The organism is Leucobacter faecis (assembly GCF_054456695.2).
The window spans coordinates 1-23,193 of record NZ_JBTJER020000001.1 but is presented as its reverse complement, the minus strand read 5'-3'; the positions used below and the strand labels follow the sequence as shown (position 1 = coordinate 23,193).

At 64.1% G+C, this 23,193-nt stretch carries 19 protein-coding genes and 1 rRNA gene; 5 read left to right on the top strand and 15 right to left on the bottom strand.

The window, feature by feature from the left end; translation table 11 throughout:
• The first annotated feature begins 129 nt into the window (after positions 1–129).
• The 3 genes from ACXR2W_RS00100 (at position 130) to ACXR2W_RS00090 (ending at position 3,887) form a co-directional block, all read left to right on the top strand.
• The gene (locus tag ACXR2W_RS00100; RefSeq protein WP_458815443.1) at positions 130–1,965 is read left to right on the top strand and encodes an AMP-dependent synthetase/ligase; all 1,836 of its coding nucleotides are present in this window, start codon (positions 130–132) and stop codon (positions 1,963–1,965) included.
• A 5-nt stretch (positions 1,966–1,970) separates the two neighbouring features.
• Positions 1,971–2,561 carry a hypothetical protein gene (locus ACXR2W_RS00095; RefSeq protein ID WP_458815441.1) on the top strand — a complete coding sequence of 197 codons (591 nt, stop codon included), beginning with the start codon at positions 1,971–1,973 and terminating at the stop codon, positions 2,559–2,561.
• 96 nt (positions 2,562–2,657) lie between these two features.
• On the top strand, positions 2,658–3,887 hold the full coding sequence (locus ACXR2W_RS00090) for a winged helix DNA-binding domain-containing protein (RefSeq protein ID WP_458815439.1): 1,230 nt from the start codon (positions 2,658–2,660) through the stop codon (positions 3,885–3,887).
• A gap of 21 nt (positions 3,888–3,908) precedes the next feature.
• Here the strand turns inward: ACXR2W_RS00090 and ACXR2W_RS00085 are convergent, their stop codons facing one another.
• The 4 genes from ACXR2W_RS00085 to ACXR2W_RS00070 all read right to left on the bottom strand — a co-directional run bounded on the left by ACXR2W_RS00085 (position 3,909) and on the right by ACXR2W_RS00070 (position 9,970).
• On the bottom strand, positions 3,909–4,559 hold the full coding sequence (locus tag ACXR2W_RS00085; RefSeq protein WP_458815437.1) for a LuxR C-terminal-related transcriptional regulator: 651 nt from the start codon (positions 4,557–4,559) through the stop codon (positions 3,909–3,911).
• A 42-nt stretch (positions 4,560–4,601) separates the two neighbouring features.
• Positions 4,602–5,930, bottom strand: coding sequence for a sensor histidine kinase (locus ACXR2W_RS00080; protein WP_458815435.1), 1,329 nt, complete (start codon positions 5,928–5,930; stop codon positions 4,602–4,604).
• A 131-nt stretch (positions 5,931–6,061) separates the two neighbouring features.
• A complete protein-coding gene (gene def, locus ACXR2W_RS00075) occupies positions 6,062–6,553 on the bottom strand; it encodes a peptide deformylase (protein WP_458815433.1) in 492 nt (163 codons plus the stop codon).
• A gap of 18 nt (positions 6,554–6,571) precedes the next feature.
• On the bottom strand, positions 6,572–9,970 hold the full coding sequence (locus tag ACXR2W_RS00070) for a pyruvate carboxylase (protein ID WP_458815431.1): 3,399 nt from the start codon (positions 9,968–9,970) through the stop codon (positions 6,572–6,574).
• A gap of 191 nt (positions 9,971–10,161) precedes the next feature.
• On the opposite strand from ACXR2W_RS00070, the gene ACXR2W_RS00065 reads away from it, so the two are divergent.
• A complete protein-coding gene (locus ACXR2W_RS00065) occupies positions 10,162–10,962 on the top strand; it encodes a ParA family protein (protein ID WP_458815429.1) in 801 nt (266 codons plus the stop codon).
• A 140-nt stretch (positions 10,963–11,102) separates the two neighbouring features.
• On the opposite strand, the gene ACXR2W_RS00060 is transcribed toward ACXR2W_RS00065, so the two are convergent.
• The 4 genes from ACXR2W_RS00060 to ACXR2W_RS00045 all read right to left on the bottom strand — a co-directional run bounded on the left by ACXR2W_RS00060 (position 11,103) and on the right by ACXR2W_RS00045 (position 14,573).
• Entirely contained in the window at positions 11,103–11,669 is a 567-nt protein-coding gene (locus ACXR2W_RS00060) for a MerR family transcriptional regulator (protein ID WP_458815427.1), read from the bottom strand.
• A 153-nt stretch (positions 11,670–11,822) separates the two neighbouring features.
• Positions 11,823–12,497, bottom strand: a complete 675-nt coding sequence (ftsR, locus tag ACXR2W_RS00055) for a transcriptional regulator FtsR (RefSeq protein WP_458815425.1) — start codon at positions 12,495–12,497, stop codon at positions 11,823–11,825.
• A 1-nt stretch (position 12,498) separates the two neighbouring features.
• On the bottom strand, positions 12,499–12,963 hold the full coding sequence (locus ACXR2W_RS00050) for an FHA domain-containing protein (protein WP_458815423.1): 465 nt from the start codon (positions 12,961–12,963) through the stop codon (positions 12,499–12,501).
• 143 nt (positions 12,964–13,106) lie between these two features.
• Positions 13,107–14,573, bottom strand: coding sequence for a helix-turn-helix domain-containing protein (locus ACXR2W_RS00045; RefSeq protein WP_458815421.1), 1,467 nt, complete (start codon positions 14,571–14,573; stop codon positions 13,107–13,109).
• A gap of 135 nt (positions 14,574–14,708) precedes the next feature.
• Between ACXR2W_RS00045 and aceB the strand changes: the two genes are divergently transcribed.
• Complete coding sequence (aceB, locus tag ACXR2W_RS00040; protein ID WP_458815419.1) at positions 14,709–16,361, top strand: malate synthase A; 1,653 nt, start codon at positions 14,709–14,711, stop codon at positions 16,359–16,361.
• A 118-nt stretch (positions 16,362–16,479) separates the two neighbouring features.
• Here the strand turns inward: aceB and mnhG are convergent, their stop codons facing one another.
• The 7 genes from mnhG to rrf all read right to left on the bottom strand — a co-directional run bounded on the left by mnhG (position 16,480) and on the right by rrf (position 23,072).
• Positions 16,480–16,881: a monovalent cation/H(+) antiporter subunit G gene (mnhG, locus tag ACXR2W_RS00035; RefSeq protein ID WP_458815417.1), complete on the bottom strand. Its 402-nt coding sequence runs from the start codon at positions 16,879–16,881 to the stop codon at positions 16,480–16,482.
• Positions 16,874–17,182, bottom strand: a complete 309-nt coding sequence (locus ACXR2W_RS00030) for an MrpF/PhaF family protein (protein WP_458815415.1) — start codon at positions 17,180–17,182, stop codon at positions 16,874–16,876. Before ACXR2W_RS00030 ends, mnhG begins: the two co-directional genes overlap by 8 nt.
• On the bottom strand, positions 17,179–17,787 hold the full coding sequence (locus ACXR2W_RS00025; RefSeq protein WP_458815413.1) for a Na+/H+ antiporter subunit E: 609 nt from the start codon (positions 17,785–17,787) through the stop codon (positions 17,179–17,181). Before ACXR2W_RS00025 ends, ACXR2W_RS00030 begins: the two co-directional genes overlap by 4 nt.
• Positions 17,784–19,433: a Na+/H+ antiporter subunit D gene (locus tag ACXR2W_RS00020; protein WP_458815411.1), complete on the bottom strand. Its 1,650-nt coding sequence runs from the start codon at positions 19,431–19,433 to the stop codon at positions 17,784–17,786. The genes ACXR2W_RS00025 and ACXR2W_RS00020 overlap by 4 nt, the downstream gene beginning before the upstream one ends.
• On the bottom strand, positions 19,430–19,921 hold the full coding sequence (locus ACXR2W_RS00015) for a Na(+)/H(+) antiporter subunit C (RefSeq protein ID WP_458815409.1): 492 nt from the start codon (positions 19,919–19,921) through the stop codon (positions 19,430–19,432). The genes ACXR2W_RS00020 and ACXR2W_RS00015 overlap by 4 nt, the downstream gene beginning before the upstream one ends.
• Complete coding sequence (locus tag ACXR2W_RS00010; RefSeq protein ID WP_458815407.1) at positions 19,918–22,803, bottom strand: Na+/H+ antiporter subunit A; 2,886 nt, start codon at positions 22,801–22,803, stop codon at positions 19,918–19,920. The genes ACXR2W_RS00015 and ACXR2W_RS00010 overlap by 4 nt, the downstream gene beginning before the upstream one ends.
• 152 nt (positions 22,804–22,955) lie before the next feature.
• Positions 22,956–23,072, bottom strand: a 5S ribosomal RNA gene (gene rrf / locus ACXR2W_RS00005).
• Between the last annotated feature and the right edge of the window lie 121 nt (positions 23,073–23,193).

Genomic DNA, 23,193 nt, shown 5'->3' with positions numbered 1-23,193 from the left:
TCGACTCCTAAGAATAGCCGAGCCGCGTTGCTTCAGCGGTATAGGCGGCGGCGCGTATACTCTGGAATCACATGCGCGGCATCTGTCGCCGCCCGCCTAAGACCTGTAGAAGGTATCAAAGGAGCTGCCGTGAAACAGTCGGAAACCCCCGTCCTTGTCCCCGCCATCCCAGAAGATAACATCACCGACCTGCTCGAGCAGCGCGTGGCAAAGACGCCCGATCGCCCGCTCTTTGCCGTCCCCCAGGGCGAAGGCTGGCGGGATCTTTCTGCGCGTGACTTTCACCGCGACGTCATCGCGCTCGCAAAGGGGTTTGCCGCGGCGGGCGTCGAGCCCGGCGATCGAGTCGCTTTCATGTGCACCACACGGTTCGAATGGACGCTTGTTGACTTTGCGCTGTTTTATGCGGGCGCGATCATGGTGCCCGTATATGAGACGTCATCGCCCCTGCAGATCCACTGGATCCTTGAAGACTCGGGCGCCAGCGCGATGATTACCGAGACGGCTGAGCACGCGCAGCGTTTCGAGGAGATCCGCGGCGATGTCGCGGCAATGCAAAAGTCGTGGCGACTCGATACCGGCGCACTGGACGAGTTGCGTGCGACCGGCGCCGAGGTCACCGACGAAGAGATCGAGCGACGCCGGTCGCTCGCCGTCGGCAGTGATATGGCGACCATTATCTACACTTCTGGTTCGACGGGCCGCCCCAAGGGCTGCGTACTCACCCATTCAAACTTCGTCGATCTCTCACGCAATGCTGCGGGTGCGCTCGACGAGGTGGTGCAGCAGCCAGGCTCATCGACGCTGCTGTTTGTGACGCTGGCGCACGTGTTTGCGCGGTTCATTTCGGTGCTCGCGGTGCACGCCGGGGTGCGTGTGGGCCACCAGGGTGACACCTCGAAGCTGCTGCCCGCGCTTGGGTCATTCAAACCCTCGTTCTTGCTTGCTGTTCCGCGCGTGTTCGAGAAGGTGTACAACTCAGCCGAGCAGAACACGGAGGCCGAGGGTAAGGGCAAGATCTTCCGCAAGGCCGCGAAGGTCGCAGTCGCGCACTCTGAGGCGCTCGATGCTGGCAAGGTGCCCTTCATGCTGGGGCTGCAGTTCAAGTTGTTCGACAAGCTCGTGTATTCGAAACTGCGCGAAAAGCTCGGCGGCCGCGTGAAGTATGCGGTGTCGGGTTCGGCGCCCCTCAGCCACTACCTCGGACACTTCTACCGCAGCCTCGGAGTCAAGATTCTCGAGGGCTACGGCCTGACCGAGACGACCGCGCCAGTCACGGTAAACCTGCCCGACAAGTTCAAGATCGGCACCGTCGGCCCCGCCCTACCCGGCCACACCGTGCGCATTGCCGAGGACGGTGAGATTCAGGTCAAGGGCATCGACGTGTTCAAGGAGTACTGGAACAACCCGACCGCTACGAAAGAGTCGTTCACTGAAGACGGGTTCTTTGCGACGGGAGATCTTGGCACGCTCGACGACGACGGCTACCTGTCGATCACCGGACGTAAGAAAGAAATCATCGTCACAGCCGGCGGCAAGAACGTCGCCCCCGCAGCACTCGAGGACCCGATCCGGTCGAACACGGTGATCGGCCAGGTCGTGGTCGTCGGCGACCAGAAGCCGTTTATTTCAGCGCTCGTGACCCTCGACGCAGAGATGCTGCCGGTGTGGCTCAACAACGCGGGCGAGGACCCGCAGATGACGCTTGCCGAGGCGGCAAAGCACCCGAAGGTGCTCGCCGAGGTGCAGGCGGCAATCGATGCCGGCAACCGTTACGTTTCCCGTGCAGAGTCGATTCGCAAGTTCGTGATCTTGCCGCTCGAGTTCACCGAGGCGAACGGTCACCTGACTCCCAAGATGAGCATTCGCCGAGACAACATTCTGCGCGACTTTTCGACCGAAATTGCTGAGCTCTACGGCGATAACCCGCAGACCGAGGCAACCAACCTGCACCGCCAGCGATAGGTCACGTGCAATCGTCTGAGCGCCAGCTACCGCGGTGGGTTATTCCCGTCGCGGTAGCTGGCGGTGTGCTCTCACTCGTGCTGTTGCTTGCGTTCGCGGGATCGCTCGTCTGGTTGACGTCGCAGGCGCAGGGCGTGCTCACCGCGGGCCCTAAACCCGTCCCCTCACCCGAGACTGTCGAACCGCCAAAGCTTCACCCCGCACCGCCGAACGGGAGTTTCAAGCCGCACGCAGACTCGGGATCGCGGTCGGGCCAAGAGCCGAACTCGGAGTCTTCGCGCGATATTGCGGCCCAAATCCAGTCGCTCGCTGACTCGTATCTCGCGGCACAGCGCGACGGTACGATCTACGACCTCGTCCCAGGCGGCGAACAGGTCGACCCCGCATACACGGGCGCGTTCCTATTCGCGCTCACCGACCTCAAGTCTGCATCGCGGTTTGGTGGTAGCTCGGCGCAGCTCCAGGAACTCCTGGACAAGGCGCACACCTACGAAGAGCGTTTCCTCGCGGGCGAGGACCTCGGTACGAGCGTGAAGATCACACGCGAAGACGGCAGCGTCTTCGAATCTGACGGTAAGTACCGCCTCATAGATTAAGTAGGCCCCGGCGCTAGCGCCAGTTGTCACAGCCGCGCCCGATCACGCCTGCCGAGAAATGTGCGCATTGCTCGAGTCGGCGCATACACTTGCGGCATGACCGCCGCACTCACGTCGTCCGAGCTCCTGCAGCTGCGCATGCGTGCGCAGCTGCTTTCGCAACCCGTGCATCCGGATCCCGGTCAGCCCAGCGGGTCGCAGCACATCGCCGCGGTCACGCGGCACATGCTCGCACTACAGGGACAGGATTGGCCCTCTTCGCGCTGGGCGCTCGGTGTGCGGGCACCCGGTACGAGTGTTGCTGACGTGCATACCGCGTTCGATGAGGGGTTGCTCGTCAGGTCGTGGCCGATGCGCAGCACCGTGCACGTGATCGCGGCAGAAGACATCGGATGGGTACAAGCGCTCACCTCGGAGCGGGTGTTGCGCGGAGCAGCGAAGCGGCGCGCCTTTCTCGGGCTCGACGATGCCACGCTCGAGCGCGTCGTTGAAGTGTCGCTCGCCGCACTCGCGGGTGGCGCAAGGCTCACCCGCGACGAGCTATCGGCGTATTGGACGGCGGCCGGGATCGAGTGGCAGAGCAACTGGCGGTACCACCTCGTGTGGTGGCTGTGCCAAACCGGTCTCGCCGTGTTGGGGCCTGTGTCGCGTGCGGGCGTCACATGCGAAGAGCTCTCGAACGAGCCACTCATCGTGCTCGCAGACGACTGGATCACCGCACCCCGGCAGCTGAGCGGCGACGAAGCGTTCGGCGAGCTCGCGGCCCGGTACGCGACCGCCCGTGGCCCGATTACAGCGAAAGACTTGGCCTGGTGGGCGGGCCTCACGATGGGCGACAGCAAACGCGGGTTAGCGCTCGCAGTGGGGGCTGGGGCCCTGCAGCAGGTCGAAGTCGTGGATTCCCCCGCGTCGTTCTGGTGCGGCGCGAAACTGCTGGGCGACGCAGTGGGCACGGGTTCGGGCGCAGGCTCCAGCACCAGCACCAGCACCAGCACCAGCACCAGCACCAGCACCAGCAGCCTGCTGCTTCCCGCATTCGACGAGCACCTCCTTGGGTATACCGACCGCGCCCCACAGCTCGACCCCGCACACTTTGACCGGATCGTGCCCGGCCGCAACGGAGTGTTTCGCGCCACGGTAACCAGGGGCGGGGTCGTCGAGGGCACCTGGCGCCGCGACACGGCCCCGAAGGCCGCTGCCGCCGCGGGCCGCATTGTCGCGGAGCCCATGCCGGGCTGCGCGATCCGGAGCGAAGAGCTCGCGGGGCCAGCCGCGCGCTGGGCGCAGTTTCATGGCTATCTCGAGCCGAGCGTCGTGGTCAGCTAGTCAGCCCGCTCAAGCATCAAGCTAGGGCGTGTTCTGCAGGTACGCGAGAACAGCGAGCACGCGCCGATGCTCGGCGCCCGAGCCCTGTAGCCCGAGCTTCTGAAACACCGATGTGACGTGCTTTTCGACCGCGCCGGTGCCCACGAACAGCCGTTCGGCGATGCCAGCGTTCGTGCGCCCCTCGGCCATGAGCCCCAGCACCTCGCGTTCGCGCGGGGTCAGGCTCGCAAGCGGGTGCGCCCGTTGCGTGAGCATCTCGCGCACTACCTGGGGATCGAGCACGGTTCCTCCCGCACGCACTCGAGCGACCGCATCTTCAAGCTCATCGAGCGACGCTACGCGGTCCTTGAGGAGATAACCCAGGCCGCCCGTCACACCATCACCCGGGCTCGCTGCGACGAGCTCGCGCGTGTAGCTGCCTTCAACGTACTGGCTGAGCAGCAGAATCCCGATGTGCGGGGCACGCTCTCGCAGCGTGAGCGCCGCCTGCACACCCTCATCGCGAAATGTGGGCGGCATGCGCACGTCAAACACCACGAGCTCGGGCCGCGTGGCCTCCAGCTCGTCGAGCAACGAAACCGCGTCGCCGTAGACACCCACAACCTCGCACCCGGCTTCGCGAAACAAGCGCACGAGACCCTCGCGCAGCAGCAGCGAATCTTCTGCAATCACGAGCCGAAGCGGTGGTGGAAAGTCAGAGCGCACCCGTCTACGTTATCGCGCAGCGAGTGGCACGCGCGCGGTGACGGTCGTGGGGCCGCCCACCGGGCTGTCAAATTCGAAGTACCCCTGCAGGCCGTGCAGGCGCTCTGCAATGCCAGCGAGACCGTGCCCGTCACGAAGCGCCGCCCCGCCGACACCCGTATCTTGCACGCGCAGCACCAGCTCGGCACCCCCTGGCGCAGCGGCGCTCACTGACACCGACTGTGCGCCCGAGTGTTTGGCCGCGTTCGTGAGCAGTTCTGCCGCGACGAAGTAGACGCTGCGTTCAATTTCGGGTGCAAACTCTGTGCTTTCGTCGAACGCGACTGTGAGCGTCACGGGAATCGGGCTGCGCTCGGCCAACGACCTCAGGCCCGCCGCCAGGCCACGATCCTGCAAGATGGGCGGGGCGAAGCCGCGAGACAGCGCCCGCAGCTCCTCGAGCGCATCGTGTGCTTGGGTGCGCGCTTCGGCGAGCATCTCACCCGCCGCTTGCGGGTCACGTGCGAGTCTGCGCTCTGCTGCCGCGAGATCCATCTGGAGCCGCACCAGCCGCTGCTGCGGGCCATCGTGAATGTCGCGCTCGAGCCTACGCAGCGAGCGATCCTCGGCCTGCACCGCCGCCCCGCGCTCTGCTGCGAGCGTCGCCACTTCCTCTCGCAGCAGCGCTGCCCGACCGGGGCTAAGCAGCGCGACCGCGGCGCCCCAGTGTACGAGGGTGAGACCGCGCGTGATGAGCGGCAGCACCAAGAGAGCAATCACGCCGACAATCGCGAAGAACACGTTCTCGCCCAGCGCCGGGTCAGTGACCCACTGATTTCCCGGCGCGATGAAATCGACCACGACACGGTGAAGCACAATGTTCTCGCCGGTCATGGGAATGAAGCGCACCCAAAACCAGTAGCTCGCCCCACCCAGTCCGAGCGCAAGCCAGGTCACCGTAACACTCCAGCTCACGATCCCAATGATGGGTTGCACGAGCCATGCGTGCATCAGATACCGCCAAGATGCGCCGTCACGCAGCGGGGTGAGCGCGCGCCACATGAGCCCCCGCTGGGGGTCTGCCACAGGCCACACCGGCTCGGCAATCGCAGGCCTCCCGGCCCAAGCGAGGCGTACCCGTTCAAATCGACCGAACCCGCGCGCAGCGAGCAGCCCGCCCACGAGCACAAACAGTCCGATCGTGAACACGACGAGCGACAAGCCCAGCGACACTAGGGTCGTGAAGACTGCGAGTCCTACGACCGCGATAGGTAGGCCGGCGAGGAGGTAGCCCATCTCGCGCGGCAAACGTCGCCACAGGTCGAGAATAAAGGGCGGCCGTGCAGGGGTATCGTTCATACTTCAATTCTCTTCGCCGCAGCCGGGGCTGTGAATCCTGTGAGCCCACGAAGGCGCCCGGGGGTTATCCCCCGGGCGCCTTCGTGGTGCAGCGTTGTTGCGGTCAAGCGTTGCCGTGCGCCTACCCCAAGCTAGAACCAGCTCGAGGTGCGAATCTGCCGCATCGCCTCGCCTCGAGTTTCGCGGTCGAGGCGCGAAATGTACAGTTTGCCGTCGAGATGATCGCACTCGTGTTGCAGGGCTTGCGCGAGTAGACCCGACCCCGAGATCACAACCTCGCGGCCGTCAAGATCGATGCCGCGCACGGTCGCCCGCGGGTAGCGCATCACCTCAAACCACAGGTCGGGCACCGAGAGGCATCCCTCCCCCGTGGCGACCGGGTCACCGTCGAGCGCGACGATCTCGGGGTTGAGCACGTAGCTCACCCGGCCGTCAATGTGCAGGCTAAACGCCCGCTCCCGGTACCCAATCTGGGTGGCGGCGAGCCCCGCACGACCGTCAAATGCGACGGTGTCGCACAGGTCAGCCACGAGGGCTCGCACTCCGTCATCGATGGTCTCAATTGGCTCGCACACTGTGCGCAGCACCGGATCACCGAACAGTCGAATTTCTCGAATTGCCATAGCTTACGAGCTTAGCGCCTAACCGATCACGGCGATGAGGTCACCCGATTCGACCGCGCGGGTGCCCGTGAACACGAGGCGCTCGACCTTACCCGACACCTGCGCGGTGATGGGCGCCTCCATCTTCATCGCTTCGATCGTGGCGATCGGCTGCCCGGCTTCGACCTCGTCGCCCGCCGCGACGTTGACAGTGACAGTGCCCGAGAATGGCGCGGCCGTGTGGCCGGGAAGGGTGCGATCAGCTTTCTCAGCCACTGGCGTCTGCACGGCGACCGAGTCGTCTTTCACAAACACCTGGCGTAGCTGGCCGTTGAGCCGCACCATCACCGTGCGCACGCCCTTATCGTCGGCGGCACCGATCGCTTCGAGCCCCACGTAGAGGCTGACACCGCGCGACAGGTCAAAGACCCGCTCGACTCCTGCTTCGAGCCCGTACAGGTAGTCCGAGGTATCGAGCACCGAGAGGTTGCCAAACTTCTCGCGCGACTCTTCGTACTGCTTAGTGGGGACCGGAAACAGCAGCCTGTTGAGCGCGGCCTGCCGAGTTTCGCCCGGCGTCGCCAGGAGGGCTTCATCCTCGGGGCTCAGAGCCGCAACCTCGGGCTTCACGTTCTTGCCCGCGAGCACCTTCGACCTAAACGGCTCGGGCCAGCCGCCCGGAATCTCGCCCAACTCGCCAGCAAGAAAACCGACCACCGAGTCGGGTACGTCGTAGCTGCCCGGGTTCGCTTCGAAGTCGGCCGGGTCGGCATCGACCGCCGCAAGGTGCAGCGCGAGGTCGCCCACCACCTTCGACGACGGCGTCACCTTGGGGATACGTCCCAGAATGCGGTCGGCCGCCGCATACATGTCTTCGATCTTCTCAAAGTTCTCAGACAGTCCCAGGGCGATCGCCTGCTGGCGCAGGTTCGACAGCTGCCCGCCAGGAATCTCGTGAGTGTACACGCGGCCGGTGGGCGAAGGCAGCCCCGATTCGAACGGCTTGTACAGCGCGCGCACCGCGTCCCAGTAGGGCTCGAGCGCGTACACGGAGTCTTGTGAGATGCCGGTGTCGCGGTCGGTGTCGGCGAGCGCAGCCACGAGCGCCGACATCGATGGCTGGCTCGTGGTGCCCGACATGGGCGCTGAGGCAACATCGACCGCGTCGACGCCGGCCTGTGACGCTGCAAGCAGCGTCGCGAGCTGGCCACCCGGTGTGTCGTGCGTGTGCAGGTGCACGGGCAGGTCAAAACGCTCGCGCAGCGCGGCGACGAGGGTCGCGGCAGCCTGCGGACGCAGCAGCCCCGCCATGTCTTTAATCGCGAGCACGTGCGCACCAGCTTCGACAATCTCGTCGGCAAGCCGCAGGTAGTAGTCGAGCGTGTACTTCGTCTCGCCGGGGCTCGCGAGGTTACCCGTGTACGCCATCGCCACCTCGGCGACCGCCGTGCCCGTTTCGCGCACCGCGTCAATCGCGACGCGCATCTGGTTTACGTCATTGAGCGCGTCGAAGATGCGAAACACGTCGACACCGGTTTGTGCTGCCTCGGCAACGAAACCGCGGGCGACGCTCGCCGGGTACGGCGTGTATCCCACGGTGTTCTGTCCGCGCAGCAGCATCTGAATCGGAATGTTCGGCATCGCCTCGCGCAGCGTAGCGAGTCGCTCCCACGGGTCTTCGCCGAGAAACCGCAGCGCCACGTCGTAGGTCGCGCCACCCCAGGCCTCAACCGACCACAGCTCGGGGGTCATGCGCGCAACATACGGCGCGATGCGAGCGAGGTCGCGGGTGCGCACACGTGTGGCGAGCAGCGACTGATGCGCGTCACGGAACGTTGTTTCGGTGACAGCGAGCGCCTTCTGTTCGCGCAGCGCCTTCGCGTACGCGTCTGGTCCCAGCTCGATCAGCTTCTGACGAGCCCCCGCGGGCAGGGGCTCGCTCGGGTCAATGCTCGGCAGCTTCGACGCCGGATCGATGTGCCCGGGGCGCGCGCCGTTGGGCTGGTTCACCGTGACGTTGGCAACGTGCTGCAGGAGCCTCGTTGCACGGTCTTTCGGCTTGTTCATCGCGAGCAGCTCGGGGCGCTCCTCGATAAACGCGGTCGACACGTCACCCGCTTGAAAGTCGGGGTCTGCGAGCACGGCCTGCAGGAACGGAATATTGGTGGAGACGCCGCGAATACGAAACTCGGCGAGCGCGCGCTGTTCACGGGCGACAGCGTCACGGAACGTGCGGCCGCGGCAGGTGAGCTTCGCGAGCATCGAGTCGAAGTGCGGGCTGATCTGCGCGCCCACGTCGATCGTGCCGCCGTCGAGTCGCACGCCACCGCCGCCCGGTGAACGGTAGGCCGTGATCCGGCCCAGATCTGGACGAAACCCGTTAGCAGGATCTTCGGTCGTGATGCGGCACTGCAGCGCCGCGCCGCGCAGCTTGATGCGATCCTGTGTGAGCTCGAGCTCTTCGAGCGTCGAGCCCGATGCGATGAGCATCTGCGCGCGTACGAGATCAACGTCAGTGACCTCTTCAGTCACCGTGTGTTCGACCTGAATGCGAGGGTTCATCTCGATGAACACGTGCTCGCCGCGGCGCTCCCCCTCGGTATCGAGCAAGAACTCGACAGTGCCCGCGTTCTCGTAACCGATCGACTTGGCGAACGCGACGGCGTCGCGGGTGAGGGCGTCGCGCGTGGCCTGGTCAAGGTTGGGCGCCGGGGCGATCTCAACAACCTTCTGGTGGCGGCGCTGCACCGAGCAGTCGCGCTCAAACAGGTGCACGGTCGCGCCGGTCTTGTCTGCCAGCACCTGCACCTCGATGTGGCGCGGGCGCAACACGGCCTGCTCAATGAACATCGTCGCATCACCGAACGCATTGTCGGCCTCGTGCATTGCGCTGACAAGCGCTTCACGCAGGTCTTCTTCGCGTTCTACACGTCGCATGCCTCGGCCGCCGCCGCCGGCAACCGCCTTCGCAAAGACCGGAAACCCGATCTCGCGGGCGCCTGCGATGAGGGCGTCGAGGTCTTGCGATGGTGGGGTCGAGGCCAGCACCGGCACGCCCGCAGCGATCGCGTGCTCCTTCGCGGCCACCTTGTTGCCCGCCATTTCGAGGGCGAGGCGACCGGGCCCAATGAACCTGATGCCAGCCTCGTCTGCCGCGGCCGCAAGCTCGGGGTTCTCAGAGAGAAAACCGTAGCCGGGGTAGATCGCGTCGGCGCCCGACTCTTTCGCTACGCGAATAATCTCAGACACGTTGAGGTACGCCCGCACAGGGTGCCCCACCTCACCAATGAGGTACGCCTCGTCGGCTTTGAGTCGATGCAGCGAATTTCGATCTTCGTACGGAAACACCGCCACGGTGAGCGCGCCGAGTTCGTGCGCCGCACGGAACGCACGGATCGCGATTTCGCCTCGGTTCGCAACAAGCACCTTCTTGAACATACGGTAAAACCCCTCTGTTAATAACGCGTTTAGTGGCTGCCCAGGCCCTAGAACTTGTTCGATATCAAGATACATGCTTCCCCCAGTTTCGTCGGCATCTACGCTCTCCTTGGGGGTGCCGCACGACAAATCCTGGGCCACGCCGCAGATTCTGCGGCACCTGCGCGAACCGGATCGACTAGAATCGTCACGTGCATGTTTTGAGTGTGAGTTCCCTAAAGGGCGGCGTCGGCAAGACCACTGTGACGCTTGGCCTCGCCTCGGCCGCGTTCTCTCGCGGACTGCGGACCCTCGTCGTTGACTTCGACCCGCAGTCTGACGTTTCAACCGGCCTGGCCGTCAACCCCGAGGGCTTTGCCAACGTCGCTGACGTCCTCGAAGGCCCCAAGGAGAAGACCGTGCGTGCGGCGATCGCGCACAGCGGCTGGAACGACTACCACGAGGGCGGCGTCATCGACCTCATGGTCGGCAGCCCCACGTCGATTAACTTCGACGGCCCCCATCCTTCAACGCGAGACATCTGGAAGCTTGAGGAGGCGCTCGCGATTCTCGAGAGCGAGTACGACCTCGTGCTCATCGACTGCGCACCGTCCCTCAACGCCCTCACGCGCACCGCGTGGGCCGCGAGCGACCGCGTACTCGTGGTCGCAGAGCCCAGCCTGTTCGCCGTCGCGGCAACCGACCGCGCCCTTCGATCAATCGAGGAGATTAGGCGGGGCGTGAGCCCGCGCCTGCAGCCACTCGGGATTTTGATCAACCGCACGCAGCCGCAGTCCCCCGAGCACCAGTTCCGCATTCGCGAGCTGCGTGAAATGTTTGGACCGCTCGTGTTGAGCCCTCAGCTCCCCGAGCGTTCTGCGCTGCAGCAGGCTACCGGCGCTGCGAAGCCCGTGCACATGTGGCCGGGTGAGGCCTCACAAGAGATGGCCGCCAACTTCGACACGATCCTGGATCGAGTACTGCGCTCTGCAAACATGAACGCTGAGAAGTAACGCGCACCGCCGCGCGAAACAACACTAGAGCGCCGCGTCCCCAGAGAGGGGACGCGGCGCTTTAGTGTTGCAGCGGTTACGCAAGAACAGATATCTAAGACAGCAGGCATCGCCTCGGTGGCCACGCATGGCCAGTAATGCTACGAAGACTTTTGTTTGCTCGTGCGACGGTGTGCGAGTTCGTCGAGTTGCTCGCCCGGCTCCCGGTGCTCGTCCATGTCGATAAGCGATGATTCGACCTCTCGCAGCACTTTACCGACCGCGATACCAAATACGCCCTGGCCACGGCTTACGAGGTCGATCACCTCATCGCTCGAGGTACACAGGTAGACACTCGCCCCGTCACTCATGAGGGTCGTCTGCGATAGATCGTGCACGCCGGCCTCGTGTAGTTGCGCGATGGCCGTGCGAATCTGCTGCAGCGAAATGCCCGTGTCGAGCAGGCGCTTCACGAGTTTCAGTACGAGGATGTCGCGGAACCCATAGAGCCTTTGTGAACCCGATCCTTTGGCTCCGCGCACGGTCGGCTCGACGAGCCCAGTGCGCGCCCAATAATCGAGTTGTCGGTAGCTGATGCCCGCAGCACGCGCCGCGGTGTTGCCTTTGTAGCCACTCGCCTTGGGGCGCGGCAGACCGTCGTCAAAGAGAAGCTCAGGCGCGCTCGAGCCCTGCTGCGCGTGCGTATCGCGCGGCTCAGAGTTCTCCATCACGTTCCTCTCATCGAATCGGCAACCGAGCGGCCCCGAACTCACACAACGCTACCGACCCTTGGGCCCGAGATCAACGACCGACACACACCATTTTGAGCGTGTCGGCGCGACCCCTCCGAGCTTCGTTGAGATGCCGCGGCAAGCGGTCGTTTACGCGGAGCCAAATCGGCGTCGCAACACGCCGGAACGCACGGTATCAAGGTGCTCTGCGAGCTCCAGTGAGTCTTCGACACCGCGCGGAGTGGCGCTCTTGACGCCACGCGCGGCAACAGCGTGCGATATGAGCTCTGCCTCACGTTCAGCCGCCACCCGCAGGGCGCGCAAATGCTGCGGCGTGATGCCGTTCTCTGCCAGGTGGATGAGCGAAGTCAGCTGTGTCACAGCTTCACGCGGAAACACCTCGGCTGCTGGGAGTAAGCCCGCCGCGATTGCCTCGCCCAAGAACCGCCTTGATGCGCCCGTAGCTCGGCACAGCTCTTCGCCGCTGAGCACCCGCTGCGGTGTCAAAATACTCGACACGGTACGGGCCGCCCCGGGAATCACCGGATCGCGGCCCGCATCAATCTCTTCAAGCACTTCTGCGATGACTTTGAGCGGTAGGTAGTGATCGCGCTGCAGCGAAAGGATCATGCGCAGGCGCTCAATGTGCACCTGACCAAATTTGCGGTAGCCAGCCCGCGTACGCTCGGGTCGCACCAATCCCTGCTCCTCGAGAAACCGCAGCTTCGAGGGCGAGAGGTCAGAGAAGTCGTCGCGAAGCAGCGCGAGCACCTGACCGATGCTCAGCAGCTCCTGCGATGACCGCGCGACCCTGGGGGAACCCACCCTAGGCGCTCTCACCCAGGTCGAAGCGCGACGCAAAGAAGGTGAAACGGTATTTGCCCACCTGCACCTCTGCGCCATCGGTGAGCGCAAGCTCGCCATCGATGCGCGCCCCGTCGCAGAACGTGCCGTTGAGCGAGCCGAGGTCGACGACGCTAAACGCCGTGCCACTGCGGTGAAACTCTGCGTGCCTGCGCGACACTGTTACATCGTCGAGAAAGATGTCGACGGCCGGGTGCCGCCCCGCCACCGTCACATCGCGGTCAAGTAAGAAGCGTGCCCCCTGGTCGGGGCCGCGACGTACAACGAGCAACGCCGCCCCCGAGGGCAGTGCGCCTACAGCTTCGCGCTCGTCAACGGAAAGATCGGTCGCGTGGGCTCGAATCATTGCCCCCAGGTCATCGCGAAACTGCTGAGTTGCGCGCGCCTCGGTGCCGTCGGATCGCCGGGGATGAAATTCAGCGTTCATAACCCACCCACCTTCCAAACTCGTGACGTGTTGGGCTTGCGCCCTGTTGTACTCCCTACGCTATCGCAGCCTGGGTTGCTTACGCACCTCGCTGCCCAATATCGGGCTTTGAAGTGTACGGCCGCGCGTGGCGGCTTTACCACTTACGGTTCGTGGCGCTCAAGGAACTCATACACTTCGTTGGTGTCTACCCCTGGGAAAGTGCCGGTCGGCAGTGCTGCCAGGAGGCTCGTCGGCGTCGAGGCTTCAGGCCACGCCGCCTGCTCCCACTTGCGGGTGAGCTCTTCAGACGCGCGCCTACAGCACCTGTCATCGGGGCAGTTCGATGCGGTGCGGTTGCCGGTTTCACGCCCACGAAACCATTTGACGTCTTCAAATCTGACGCCCACGCTCACCGAGTACAGGCCCTCTTTAGCCTTCTCGACGCGAGAGGTGCACCAGTATGTGCCGCCGGCCGCCATGTCTGTGTACTGGTACCAGGGATTAAACCTGTCGGGCTGCCCGAAGACGGTGCGCGCGGTCCAGTTGCGGCAGACGTAAGCACCCTCAAAGTTGCCGAGTGCGTCCGAGGGAAACCTGACGCCGTCATTCTCGTAGGCCTTAATGAGCGTGCCAGATTCGTGCGCCTTCATAAAGTGCACGCGCAGGTCGAGTTTCTCGGTCGCCAGGTTCGTGAAGCGGTGGGCTGCCATCTCGTATGACACACCAAACGCGTCGCGCAGGTCTTCCATCGAAAGGTGCCGCTCACGCTTTGCGGTGCGCAGGTGCTCCCCCGCGGCCGCCTCGGGTAGGAGCACAGCGCCTGCGAGATAGTTCGCTTCAACACGCTGCCGCAAGAAGTCCCCGTAGTTACGAGGTTCCTCATGCCCGCACACCACGCCAGCAAGCGCCCGAAGCACGGGAGCGCGTGCATCTCGTGACGGCACATTCGCGGCGAGATAGATGCGTCCGTTTCGTCGGTCAATCACCGACCTGGTCGAGTGCGGCACGTCAGAGACGTAGTGCAGACTGAAGCCGAGCTTGGCTGCGATGTTCGAGACAACCTGCTGCGACACTGGCCCGCTCGAGTAGCCCACTGATTCAAGCAGGCCCTGCGCGGCATGTTCGAGGTCAGCATAGTAGTTACCTGCCACGCGCATTTCACGGCGCAGTTCGGTATTGGCCCGACGCGCTTCCTCGGGCGTAGCCGCCCGCTCACGGTGCAACCGCTCGACCTCCTGGTGCAGGCCGTGAAGTGCGCGCAGCGTCTCGTCACTTGTGGCCTTTGACACCCGGATCGGCGCAAGACCGAGTGCGGTAAAGACCGCACCGCGTTGCGCTCGCTCCACCGCAATCTCAAGCGCAGCCCGCTCGCTCGGGGCTTCTTCGAGCAGCAACTCATCGACGGTCGAGTCAAGGGCCTGAGCGATAGCGCGCAGTAGGGGCAGTCGCGGCTCACGTTTACCGTTCTCGATCGCCGACAGTTGTGAGGGTGCACGCTCGACGGCAGCGGCCAGCTGCTCGAGCGTCATACCGAGTCGCGTGCGTCGTTCACGCACGCGACGGCCCAGCGTGAGTGCGTCCCCCGGGTCAGATACGCCCGGCTCTTGAACTCCTAGCAGCGATGTCATGCGTTCATCGTGCCACCCGCGCGTATTTTCAGCAAGCAGAAATACCGGCGAATTTCTCACCTCAAAAGGTCTTCCCTGCTATTGCACTCACCCCAAGATGGAATTACCAGGCACGACGACGACAAAGGACACATCATGACCATCACACAGGCGGCCCCGTATTTCACGCAGACCGCCGCACCCGCGCACACACCCCGCATCGAGATTCTCGGCAGGCCGTTCGACCGCAGCGACGAAATACTGAGCGCGGAGGCTCTCGCCTTCGTCACTAAACTGCACACGCGATTCGCAAACGTCCGCCACGAGCGGCTCGCAGACCGGCAGCGCCGCCGCTACGAGATCGGCAACGGCCGCGACCCCAAGTTTCGCGAAGACACGCGCCATATTCGCGAAGACGCGAACTGGCGGGTCGCAGGGGCGGGGCCCGGCTTGGAAGACCGTCGCGTTGAAATTACCGGGCCCACTGACCCGAAGATGACAATTAACGCCCTGAACTCTGGAGCCCGTGTGTGGCTCGCAGACCAAGAGGACGCCACAAGCCCCACTTGGGCGAACATGATCGGCGGACAGCTCACCCTCTTCGACGCGATTCGTGAGCAGCTCGAGTACACAAGCCCCGAGGGCAAGCACTACGCTGTCACCGCCGAACGCACGCCGACCATCGTGATGCGCCCCCGCGGGTGGCACCTCGTCGAAAAGCATCTGCGTTACGTTGACGCACAGGGCCGCGCAGGCGCCGCCTCTGCCAGCCTCGTCGACTTCGGCCTATACGCCTTCCATAACGCCCGGGAGCTCGTCGCCCGCGGCCGGGGCCCCTACTTCTACATTGCCAAGCTCGAATCGAGCGAAGAGGCGAAGTTGTGGGACGAGATCTTCACCTTCACCGAACAATATCTGGGCCTCGCGCACGGCACGATCCGGGTCACCGTGCTCATCGAGACCCTTCCTGCCGCCTTCGAGATGGAAGAGATTCTCTACGTTCTGCGCGATCACATCGCGGGTCTCAACGCGGGCCGCTGGGACTACATCTTTTCGATCATTAAGAACTATCGCGGCCGCGGCGCCCGCTTCGTCTTGCCCGACCGCAGCGAGGTCACAATGACGGTGCCCTTCATGCGCGCCTACACCGAGCTTCTCGTGCAGACCTGCCACCGCCGCGGTGCACACGCCATCGGCGGCATGAGCGCCTTCATCCCGAACCGTCGCGATCCCGAGGTCACGGCGCGGGCAGAGACCAAGGTGCGCGCGGACAAGAGCCGCGAGGCCGCTGACGGCTTCGACGGCACCTGGGTCGCTCACCCCGATTTGATCCGGATCGCGCAGTCGGAATTCGACGCCGTGCTCGGCGACCGCCCCCACCAGCTTGATCGGCAGCGAAACGACGTGCACGTCACCGCTGCGCAACTACTCGATGTGCGCATCGGCCGGGACATCACCGAGGCCGGGGTGCGAGAGAACGTGACGATCGGGCTTCGCTACATCGAGGCATGGTTGCGCGGTCACGGGGCCGTCGCTATTGACAATCTCATGGAGGACGCGGCGACCGCTGAGATCAGCCGGTCTCAGATTTGGCAGTGGATTCACCAGGATCAGTGCACGGCCGAGGGCACCGCGATCACGGCGGGCTGGGTGACCGAACTGATCACCGAGGCCGTCGCGGGGTTCGATCGTTTCACCGGCGACCGCTTCGACGATGCGGTGGCGCTCTTCACGGATGTGGCGCTGGGCGACCAGTTTCCGACCTTCCTCACCGTACCCGGTTACAGCCGGTACCTGGTCGACGTGTAACCGCCATCGCCTGGTTACTCTGCTCAGCCCCCGGTCACGCTTTCACGCGGCCGGGGGCTGAACTGTTGCGGTGCACAGCCCTGTCAGCCCGCCCTTGATCCGGAGCCCGAAGCGCGAGTCAGCGGTAGAGCGAGTCGCTGCGGTCGATCGCGGGGCCCAGTTCGTCAATGACCATGGTCTCTTCGTCAACCTGACCGGCACGGTATGCCGCGCGCCCCACCATGTGGGCCGCGATGGGGGCCGTGAGTGACTGAAAGACGAAGACGGGAATGAGCGCGGCGAGCGTTGCGAATGAGCGTTGATCGAGCGCGACAGCTGCGATCGTGAGCAGCAGCCCAAAAACCTGCGGTTTGGTGGCGGCGTGCAGCCTGGTGAGTGCATCGGGAAACCGCAGCAGACCGATGCCGGCCGCGACCGACAGTACGGCCGCGAGCACGAGGCACACCATCGCGGTGAGGTCCATAATGGTGGCGGCGAGGCTGCCGTCAGGTACGAGTTCGGCAAGCGCGATACTAAACATTGCTGCCTCCCGCTGGTGGCGCCACCGGAGTGACCCGCTGTCTGCGCACGTAGCGTGCGACGACAATCGTGGCGAGGGTCGCGGTGGCCGCAATCGACACCATGAGCGGAATCGAGTCCGTGTGGCCGCGCACCACCATATCGAGCCCGAGCGCGAGCATCAGTGTTGTGAGCAACACATCTGAAGCGATCATCCGGTCGAGCAGCGTCGGCCCCGCAACAATGCGCACGATCGTCATCATGGCGGTGAGGCTGAGCCCTACCCCCGCGGTGATCGCGAGGACCAGCATCGTCGTGCTCATGCGCTCCGCTCCTCTCGTGACTGTTCGACTTCGGGGGTGCCTTCGGGGGTGCCTTCCGGCGGGCTTTCGGGGGCCGTCTGCCCGCCGACGGTGCCAAATGTGAGCACGAGCAGCCGCTCAATGCGCAGCACCTCACGGCGCATCGCCGTAATCTCGTGCTGGCTGGGCGTGTTGAGCACGTGCAGGTAGAGCACCGATTCGAACCGGTCGACGTCTGCCACGAACGAGCCGGGAATCAGCGAAATCGTGAGCCCCGTCGCAGTCAAAATAAAGTCTGACTTGGTGCGCAGCTTCACGCCGATGATGGCGACGGGCGGTGTGGGGCCCGGGCGCACCGCTAGCCACGCCACCTGCCATGACGCCTTCGCCACGTGCCAGAGAAAGTAGGCCAGGTAGCGCAGCGCATGTAACGGACTAAACTTGCCCGCTAGTTCGACCGGCGGCAAATAGAATAGACGCATCACGACGATTGCGACGATCACGCCGCTCACGATCGACAGCGGCGAGAACTCGCCCCACAAGAGCGCCCACAGCGCCACGAGGCCCACCATGAGCGGTAGCTCGTGCACGCGCACAGCGCGCTCGAGGCGACGCAGCTCGCTCATTCGCTGCTCCCCTCTGGCGCGGTGTCACCGCTGCCACCGCCGAGTTGCCCCGGCGTATCACCTAGCACCATCGAGACGAGCTTACCCGGGTTCGCCATCGTCTCGCCCGCCCGCGTCGCATACGCGTACAGCGGGCCCGCAAACACCGTCAGCGCAAGGCTGACAAGTACCATGCCCGTCGTCGCGGTGAGCATCAACTTAGGAATGTCTTTGCGGTCCTGCAGCGGGCCAGCGTCGGGGGCGTCCTGCAACTTCTCAATCATCGCGTCTTCTCGGGCGCGTAACACCATCGCCTCTGTAGAGGGAGCCGCCGCGCGCACCACCGAAGTGCGGCGCGGTCGCCAGAATGCAAGCACCCAGGCGCGTGCGAGCGCATACAGCGTCAACAAAGATACGAGCGCCCCGATGCCAATCAGCCAGTATGCCCCCGGAGTCGCAAGGTCTGCCGCGGCAGTGAAGAGCCCCATCTTGCCGATGAAGCCAGAAAACGGCGGGATCCCGCCCAGGTTGAGCATTGGAATAAAGAACAGCACCGCGATAATCGGCGAGCGACGCATCAGACCGCCCAGTTCGGCGAGCGAGGTCGTGCCACCTTCACGCTCAATGAGTCCCACTGCCAAGAACAGCGTCGTCTGCACAATAATGTGGTGCGCGATGTAATAGATGGTGGCGGCGAATCCGGCGGCGTTTGCCATGCTGATACCAAAGATCATGTACCCGATATGGCTGATCAATGTGAACGAGAGCAGTCGTTTCACGTCGAGCTGCGACACGGCACCGAGAATGCCGATCAAGAGCGTGAGCCCTGCGATCACCATGAGTAAGGGGTCAACGCTGGAGTGCGGAAAAAGCTGGGTTTGGCTGCGAATAATCGCGTACACGCCCACTTTCGTGAGCAGCCCAGCGAACACCGCGGTCACGGGCGCAGGAGCCGTGGGGTACGAGTCGGGCAGCCAGAAGGACAGCGGAAACACTGCTGCCTTAATGCCAAACGCAATGAGCAGGGCAAGGTTGAGAAGCAACTGCACTTCGCCCGGCAGCTCAGCGATGCGCAGCGTGAGCTGGGCCATGTTGACCGTGCCCGTAGCACCATAAATCAGGGCAATCGTGGCAAGAAACAGCACGGAAGACACGAGCGACACGACAACGTAGGTGACGCCAGCACGAATGCGCTGCGCCGTGCCCCCGAGGGTGATCAGCACATAGCTCGCCACCAGAAGGATCTCGAAGCCGACGTAGAGGTTGAAGAGGTCACCCGCGACGAACGCGTTGAAGACCCCGGCGCCCAGCACGAGGTACGTCGGATAGTAGATCGAAACGGGCGTCTCATCGTCGCCGTCGGCGAGGCCCTGCCCGATCGAGAACAGAAACACCCCGAGCAGTACCACGGCCGACACCGTGAGCATGAGCGCCGCCACTCGGTCGACGACGAGCGCGATCCCGAAGGGCGCTGCCCAACCTCCCACCTCCATGACGAGTGCGCCCTGGGCATCGACCACCCACATGAGGGTGCCCGAGATGCCCACGGCTGCGATCAGCGCGGCGAGCGTGATGCCCTGCTGGGTGCGCCTGCGCCCCGGCAGCGCGAGCGTGATGGCCGCCGCCGCCAGCGGCACGAGCACGATCAAAGGCACAAGCACGGTCATGCGTGGTTTCCTCCGGTCTGCTGGCTCGCCACGTCGATGCCTAACTCGGCATCTTCGTCGGTCTCTGTGTCGTCAGAGGTTTCGGGCGTCTCGGCCACGTCCTCATCGGTCACCTCGTCGCTCGCGAGAGCGTCGGTCGAGCCCAGCTCGAGATCGGAGTCGTCATCGCGCACGGTATCGCTGCGGTCTTGTGCAAGCCGCCAAGAACGGTAAATCAGCGCGAGCAAGAATGCGCTCACACCAAACGTGATCACGATCGCCGTCAAAATGAAGGCCTGCGGCAGTGGATCGCTCATGCCTTCTTCTCCGCCCCCGACGATCGGTGCTCGGCCAAATGATCCGGACATCAGAAAAATGAGCAGGTTCGCGCCGTTACCCACCAGCAAGAATCCGAGCAGGATGCGCGTGAGGGTGCGGTCGAGCATGAGGTAGATGCCGCACGAGATCAGCACCACCATCACGAGAACGAGTATGAGTGGTGTGGTCACGGGGTCTTCGCCTCCTCTTGCTGGGCCGCCTGTTTGTCGAGCTCTTCGTGTTCATCAATCTCTGAGCCGAGGCTGCGCAGCACATCGAGCACCAGACCAAAAACCACGAGGTACACGCCGATATCGAACAGCGTCGATGTGACGAGCGGCAGTGTGCCGAACCAGCCGAGGTCCACGTCGATCCAGGCAGAGGCGAGCGCCGACTGGCCAAAGAACATCGGAAGCAGTGCCATTGTCACCGCGATAGCGAGCCCCGCCCCCAAAATGCGGCCAGCGTCGAGCGGCACGGTGGCGCTCAGTTCGTGACGCCCCCCGGCGAGGTAGCGAGCGACGAGCGCGAGGCCGGCCACAAGCCCGCCCGCGAACCCGCCGCCGGGCGAGTTGTGGCCCGTGAGCAGCAGATAGATCGACAGGATGATGAGGCCGTGAAAGATGAGCCGCACGACAACTTCGAGCAGGATCGAACGGTTCGCCGGGTCGAGCGTTCGGCCCGCAAGCACCCACGGCGTACGCCTGGCTGGATCGTTAGGATCAGCGACGCGGCGCAGATTGTCGCGGGCGACGGTGCGCGCCTGTTTGCGAGACAGCTTGGGGCGTAGATCAGCGCGTGTGCTGAGAAACACGAGCGAGGCCACCCCTGTGGCCGCGGCGAGCACAACAGAGAGTTCGCCCATCGTGTCCCAACCGCGAATATCGACGAGCATCACGTTGACCACGTTGCTGCCGTGACCGCCCGCGTAGGCAAGGCCCGGTAGCTCTAGGGAGATCGGGTCAGCGACGCGCGCACCGAGTGCGACGATCGCGGCGGCGCCGAGCGTGAGGCCGGTCGCGATGCCGATCACGGCGCGGGCCCAGCGCACGGGCCGCTTCACTCGCGTGTTGAGTCGCTGCGGCAGGCGCCGGATCACGAGCACGAACGCAATGAGCGTGACGGTCTCGACAAGCGCCTGCGTCAGGGCAAGGTCGGGTGCACCGTGGGTTGCGAAGAGCGCGGCCATGCCATAACCAGTGACGCCCACGAGCACAACAGCTTGGAAGCGTGTGCGGGCGCGCAGCGCGAAACAGGCCGCGACAATCATGAGGATCGCGATGGGCAGCTCTGCCGGTGAGCTCATGAGTACATACTCGTTGGGCCATGCCTGGCCCCAAAGAATGGTGCCGCCCAGGCTTCCCGCCGCGACAATGAGAATCACGGAGAGGTAGAACGGTAGGGAGCCTCGCTGTGTGACGGCAGTGGTGCGAACGGCCAACGTATCGATCCACTGGGTGAGCACCCAGTAGATGTGCGCTGCGGTAAAGCGTTCGGGCGGCGCGGGTAGCGGGCGGCCGCGTTTTGCCAGCAGCACCGCGATGACGAGGCCGAGGGCGATCGCAGCGCCTGAGGCCGCGAGAGCCGGTGTCCACCCGTGCCAGAGCTCAAGACTCACCGCGTCACTCGGCCAACCGATGCTCAACACCTCACCCAACCAGGGTGCGCCGACCCCAAGCAGCAGCGCGAGGCTCGCAAAAATTGCGGGGGCGACGTAGATGCCCGGGTGCTGCGCGTGCACGATGCGTGAGGGCGCCACACCCGGCTTCGACCAAAACGCTCCCCAGTAGAAGCGCCCCATGTAGGCCACAGTAAGAATGCTACCGACGAGCGCGACCCAGAATGCGAGGACGGCGAGATTGCTGCCCTGGCCTTCGTCGAGCATCTCAGTGAAAGCCGCTTCTTTGGCGACGAACCCGACAAACGGTGGGAACCCGGCCATGGATGCTGTGGCAACCCCCGAAATGATCGCGAGCACGGGCATCGAACGTGCTAGCCCGCTCAACTCGCGCAGGTCACGAGTGCCGGTTGCGTGGTCGATCACCCCGACCGACAAGAACAGGGGCGCTTTTGCCGCGGCGTGGGCGAGCAGCAGCGTGATGCCGGCGAAGGTCGTGGCCGGGGTGCCAATGCCGATCACCATCACGAGCAAGCCCAGCTGACTGACCGTGCCGTGCGCAACCAGCAGCTTGATATCGTACTGGCGCAGTGCACGGAGCCCGCCGCTGATCATGGTGATGGCCCCGAGGCACACCAGGGTCACCCTGAAGCCTGGCACGTCGGCAAACCCGGGGGCCAGCCGAGCAATCAGGTACACGCCTGCCTTCACCATGGCTGCGGCGTGCAAATACGCGCTCACTGGTGTGGGGGCTGACATAGCACCGGGCAGCCAGAAGTGGAACGGGAAAATCGCTGACTTAGAAAGCGCTCCCGTGAGCACGAGATATACCGCTACCGTCGCCGTCACACCGGTGGGCGATGCCTCGACGATGCCCGCGAGCGAGCTCGTTCCCGTCTCTGCTACCAGTAGCACGAGCCCCACGAGCATTGCCAGGCCGCCAAACGTCGTTACGATGAGTGCCTGCAACGCGGCCGCGTTAGCCGTTCGAAGCCTCGTGACGTGGCCGATGAGCAGAAAGGAGAAGACCGTTGTGGCCTCCCAAAAGATGAAGAGCAGATAGACATCGTCCGCGAGCACGAGCCCCAGCATCGAAACAGTGAAGCCCATGAACACGGCGGCGAACCGTGCGAGCCCTGCTTCGCCTGCTTCGAAGTAATACGCACAGTAGAGCAACACGAGCGCGCCCGCCCCTGTGACGAGGAGCGCGAACACGGCCGCGACAGGATCTAGCCTGAACCCGAGGCTCATAGACAGCTGAGGGATCCACTCGTGATACTCGGTGAGTACGTCTCCCCCGAAGACCGGGATACTCAGCACCAAAACCCAGCTGAACATTCCGCCCATGAGGGTGGCAAGGAGCAGGAACGATCGTGGTCCGAGCCGTGCCACCACAGGGTGGACGCAGATAGCGCACAGCGCAACGACGAGCAGCATGCTGGTCATTGCACCCATGCACTGCCTACTTTCTTAAGGTATCTAGATGGCCCGCCACAATCCTATCGGGGAGCGCGTGGCAGATTCCTGGGGCTGTATATGCCCCTGGTTTTGGGCATAAAAAAAGGGGGTTGGTTCACACAATTGTGAACCAACCCCCACTAAAAGATGTCCGGCGGTGACCTACTCTCCCACACCCTCCCGAGTGCAGTACCATCGGCGCAGTCAGTCTTAGCTTCCGGGTTCGGAATGTGACCGGGCGTTTCCCTGACGCTATAACCACCGTAACAATATCAACATAACAACCACCCCACCCCCACCAGGAGGTTACTGGGTGTGGCCGTCCGTTGGGAACCACAAAGTAGACGCGAACATCGTTACACACACATTCATGCTTATGCATCCCCA

Coding starts and splice junctions, on each gene's coding strand:
- aceB (WP_458815419.1), top strand. CDS start 14,709: ATGACCATCACACAGGCGGCCCCGTATTTCACGCAGACCGCCGCACCC.
- ACXR2W_RS00030 (WP_458815415.1), bottom strand. CDS start 17,182: ATGAGCACGACGATGCTGGTCCTCGCGATCACCGCGGGGGTAGGGCTC.
- ACXR2W_RS00080 (WP_458815435.1), bottom strand. CDS start 5,930: ATGAACGATACCCCTGCACGGCCGCCCTTTATTCTCGACCTGTGGCGA.
- ACXR2W_RS00025 (WP_458815413.1), bottom strand. CDS start 17,787: ATGAGCGAGCTGCGTCGCCTCGAGCGCGCTGTGCGCGTGCACGAGCTA.
- ACXR2W_RS00060 (WP_458815427.1), bottom strand. CDS start 11,669: ATGGAGAACTCTGAGCCGCGCGATACGCACGCGCAGCAGGGCTCGAGC.
- ACXR2W_RS00070 (WP_458815431.1), bottom strand. CDS start 9,970: ATGTTCAAGAAGGTGCTTGTTGCGAACCGAGGCGAAATCGCGATCCGT.
- mnhG (WP_458815417.1), bottom strand. CDS start 16,881: ATGTTTAGTATCGCGCTTGCCGAACTCGTACCTGACGGCAGCCTCGCC.
- ACXR2W_RS00010 (WP_458815407.1), bottom strand. CDS start 22,803: ATGGGTGCAATGACCAGCATGCTGCTCGTCGTTGCGCTGTGCGCTATC.
- ACXR2W_RS00020 (WP_458815411.1), bottom strand. CDS start 19,433: ATGACCGTGCTTGTGCCTTTGATCGTGCTCGTGCCGCTGGCGGCGGCG.
- ACXR2W_RS00045 (WP_458815421.1), bottom strand. CDS start 14,573: ATGACATCGCTGCTAGGAGTTCAAGAGCCGGGCGTATCTGACCCGGGG.
- ACXR2W_RS00090 (WP_458815439.1), top strand. CDS start 2,658: ATGACCGCCGCACTCACGTCGTCCGAGCTCCTGCAGCTGCGCATGCGT.
- ACXR2W_RS00050 (WP_458815423.1), bottom strand. CDS start 12,963: ATGAACGCTGAATTTCATCCCCGGCGATCCGACGGCACCGAGGCGCGC.
- def (WP_458815433.1), bottom strand. CDS start 6,553: ATGGCAATTCGAGAAATTCGACTGTTCGGTGATCCGGTGCTGCGCACA.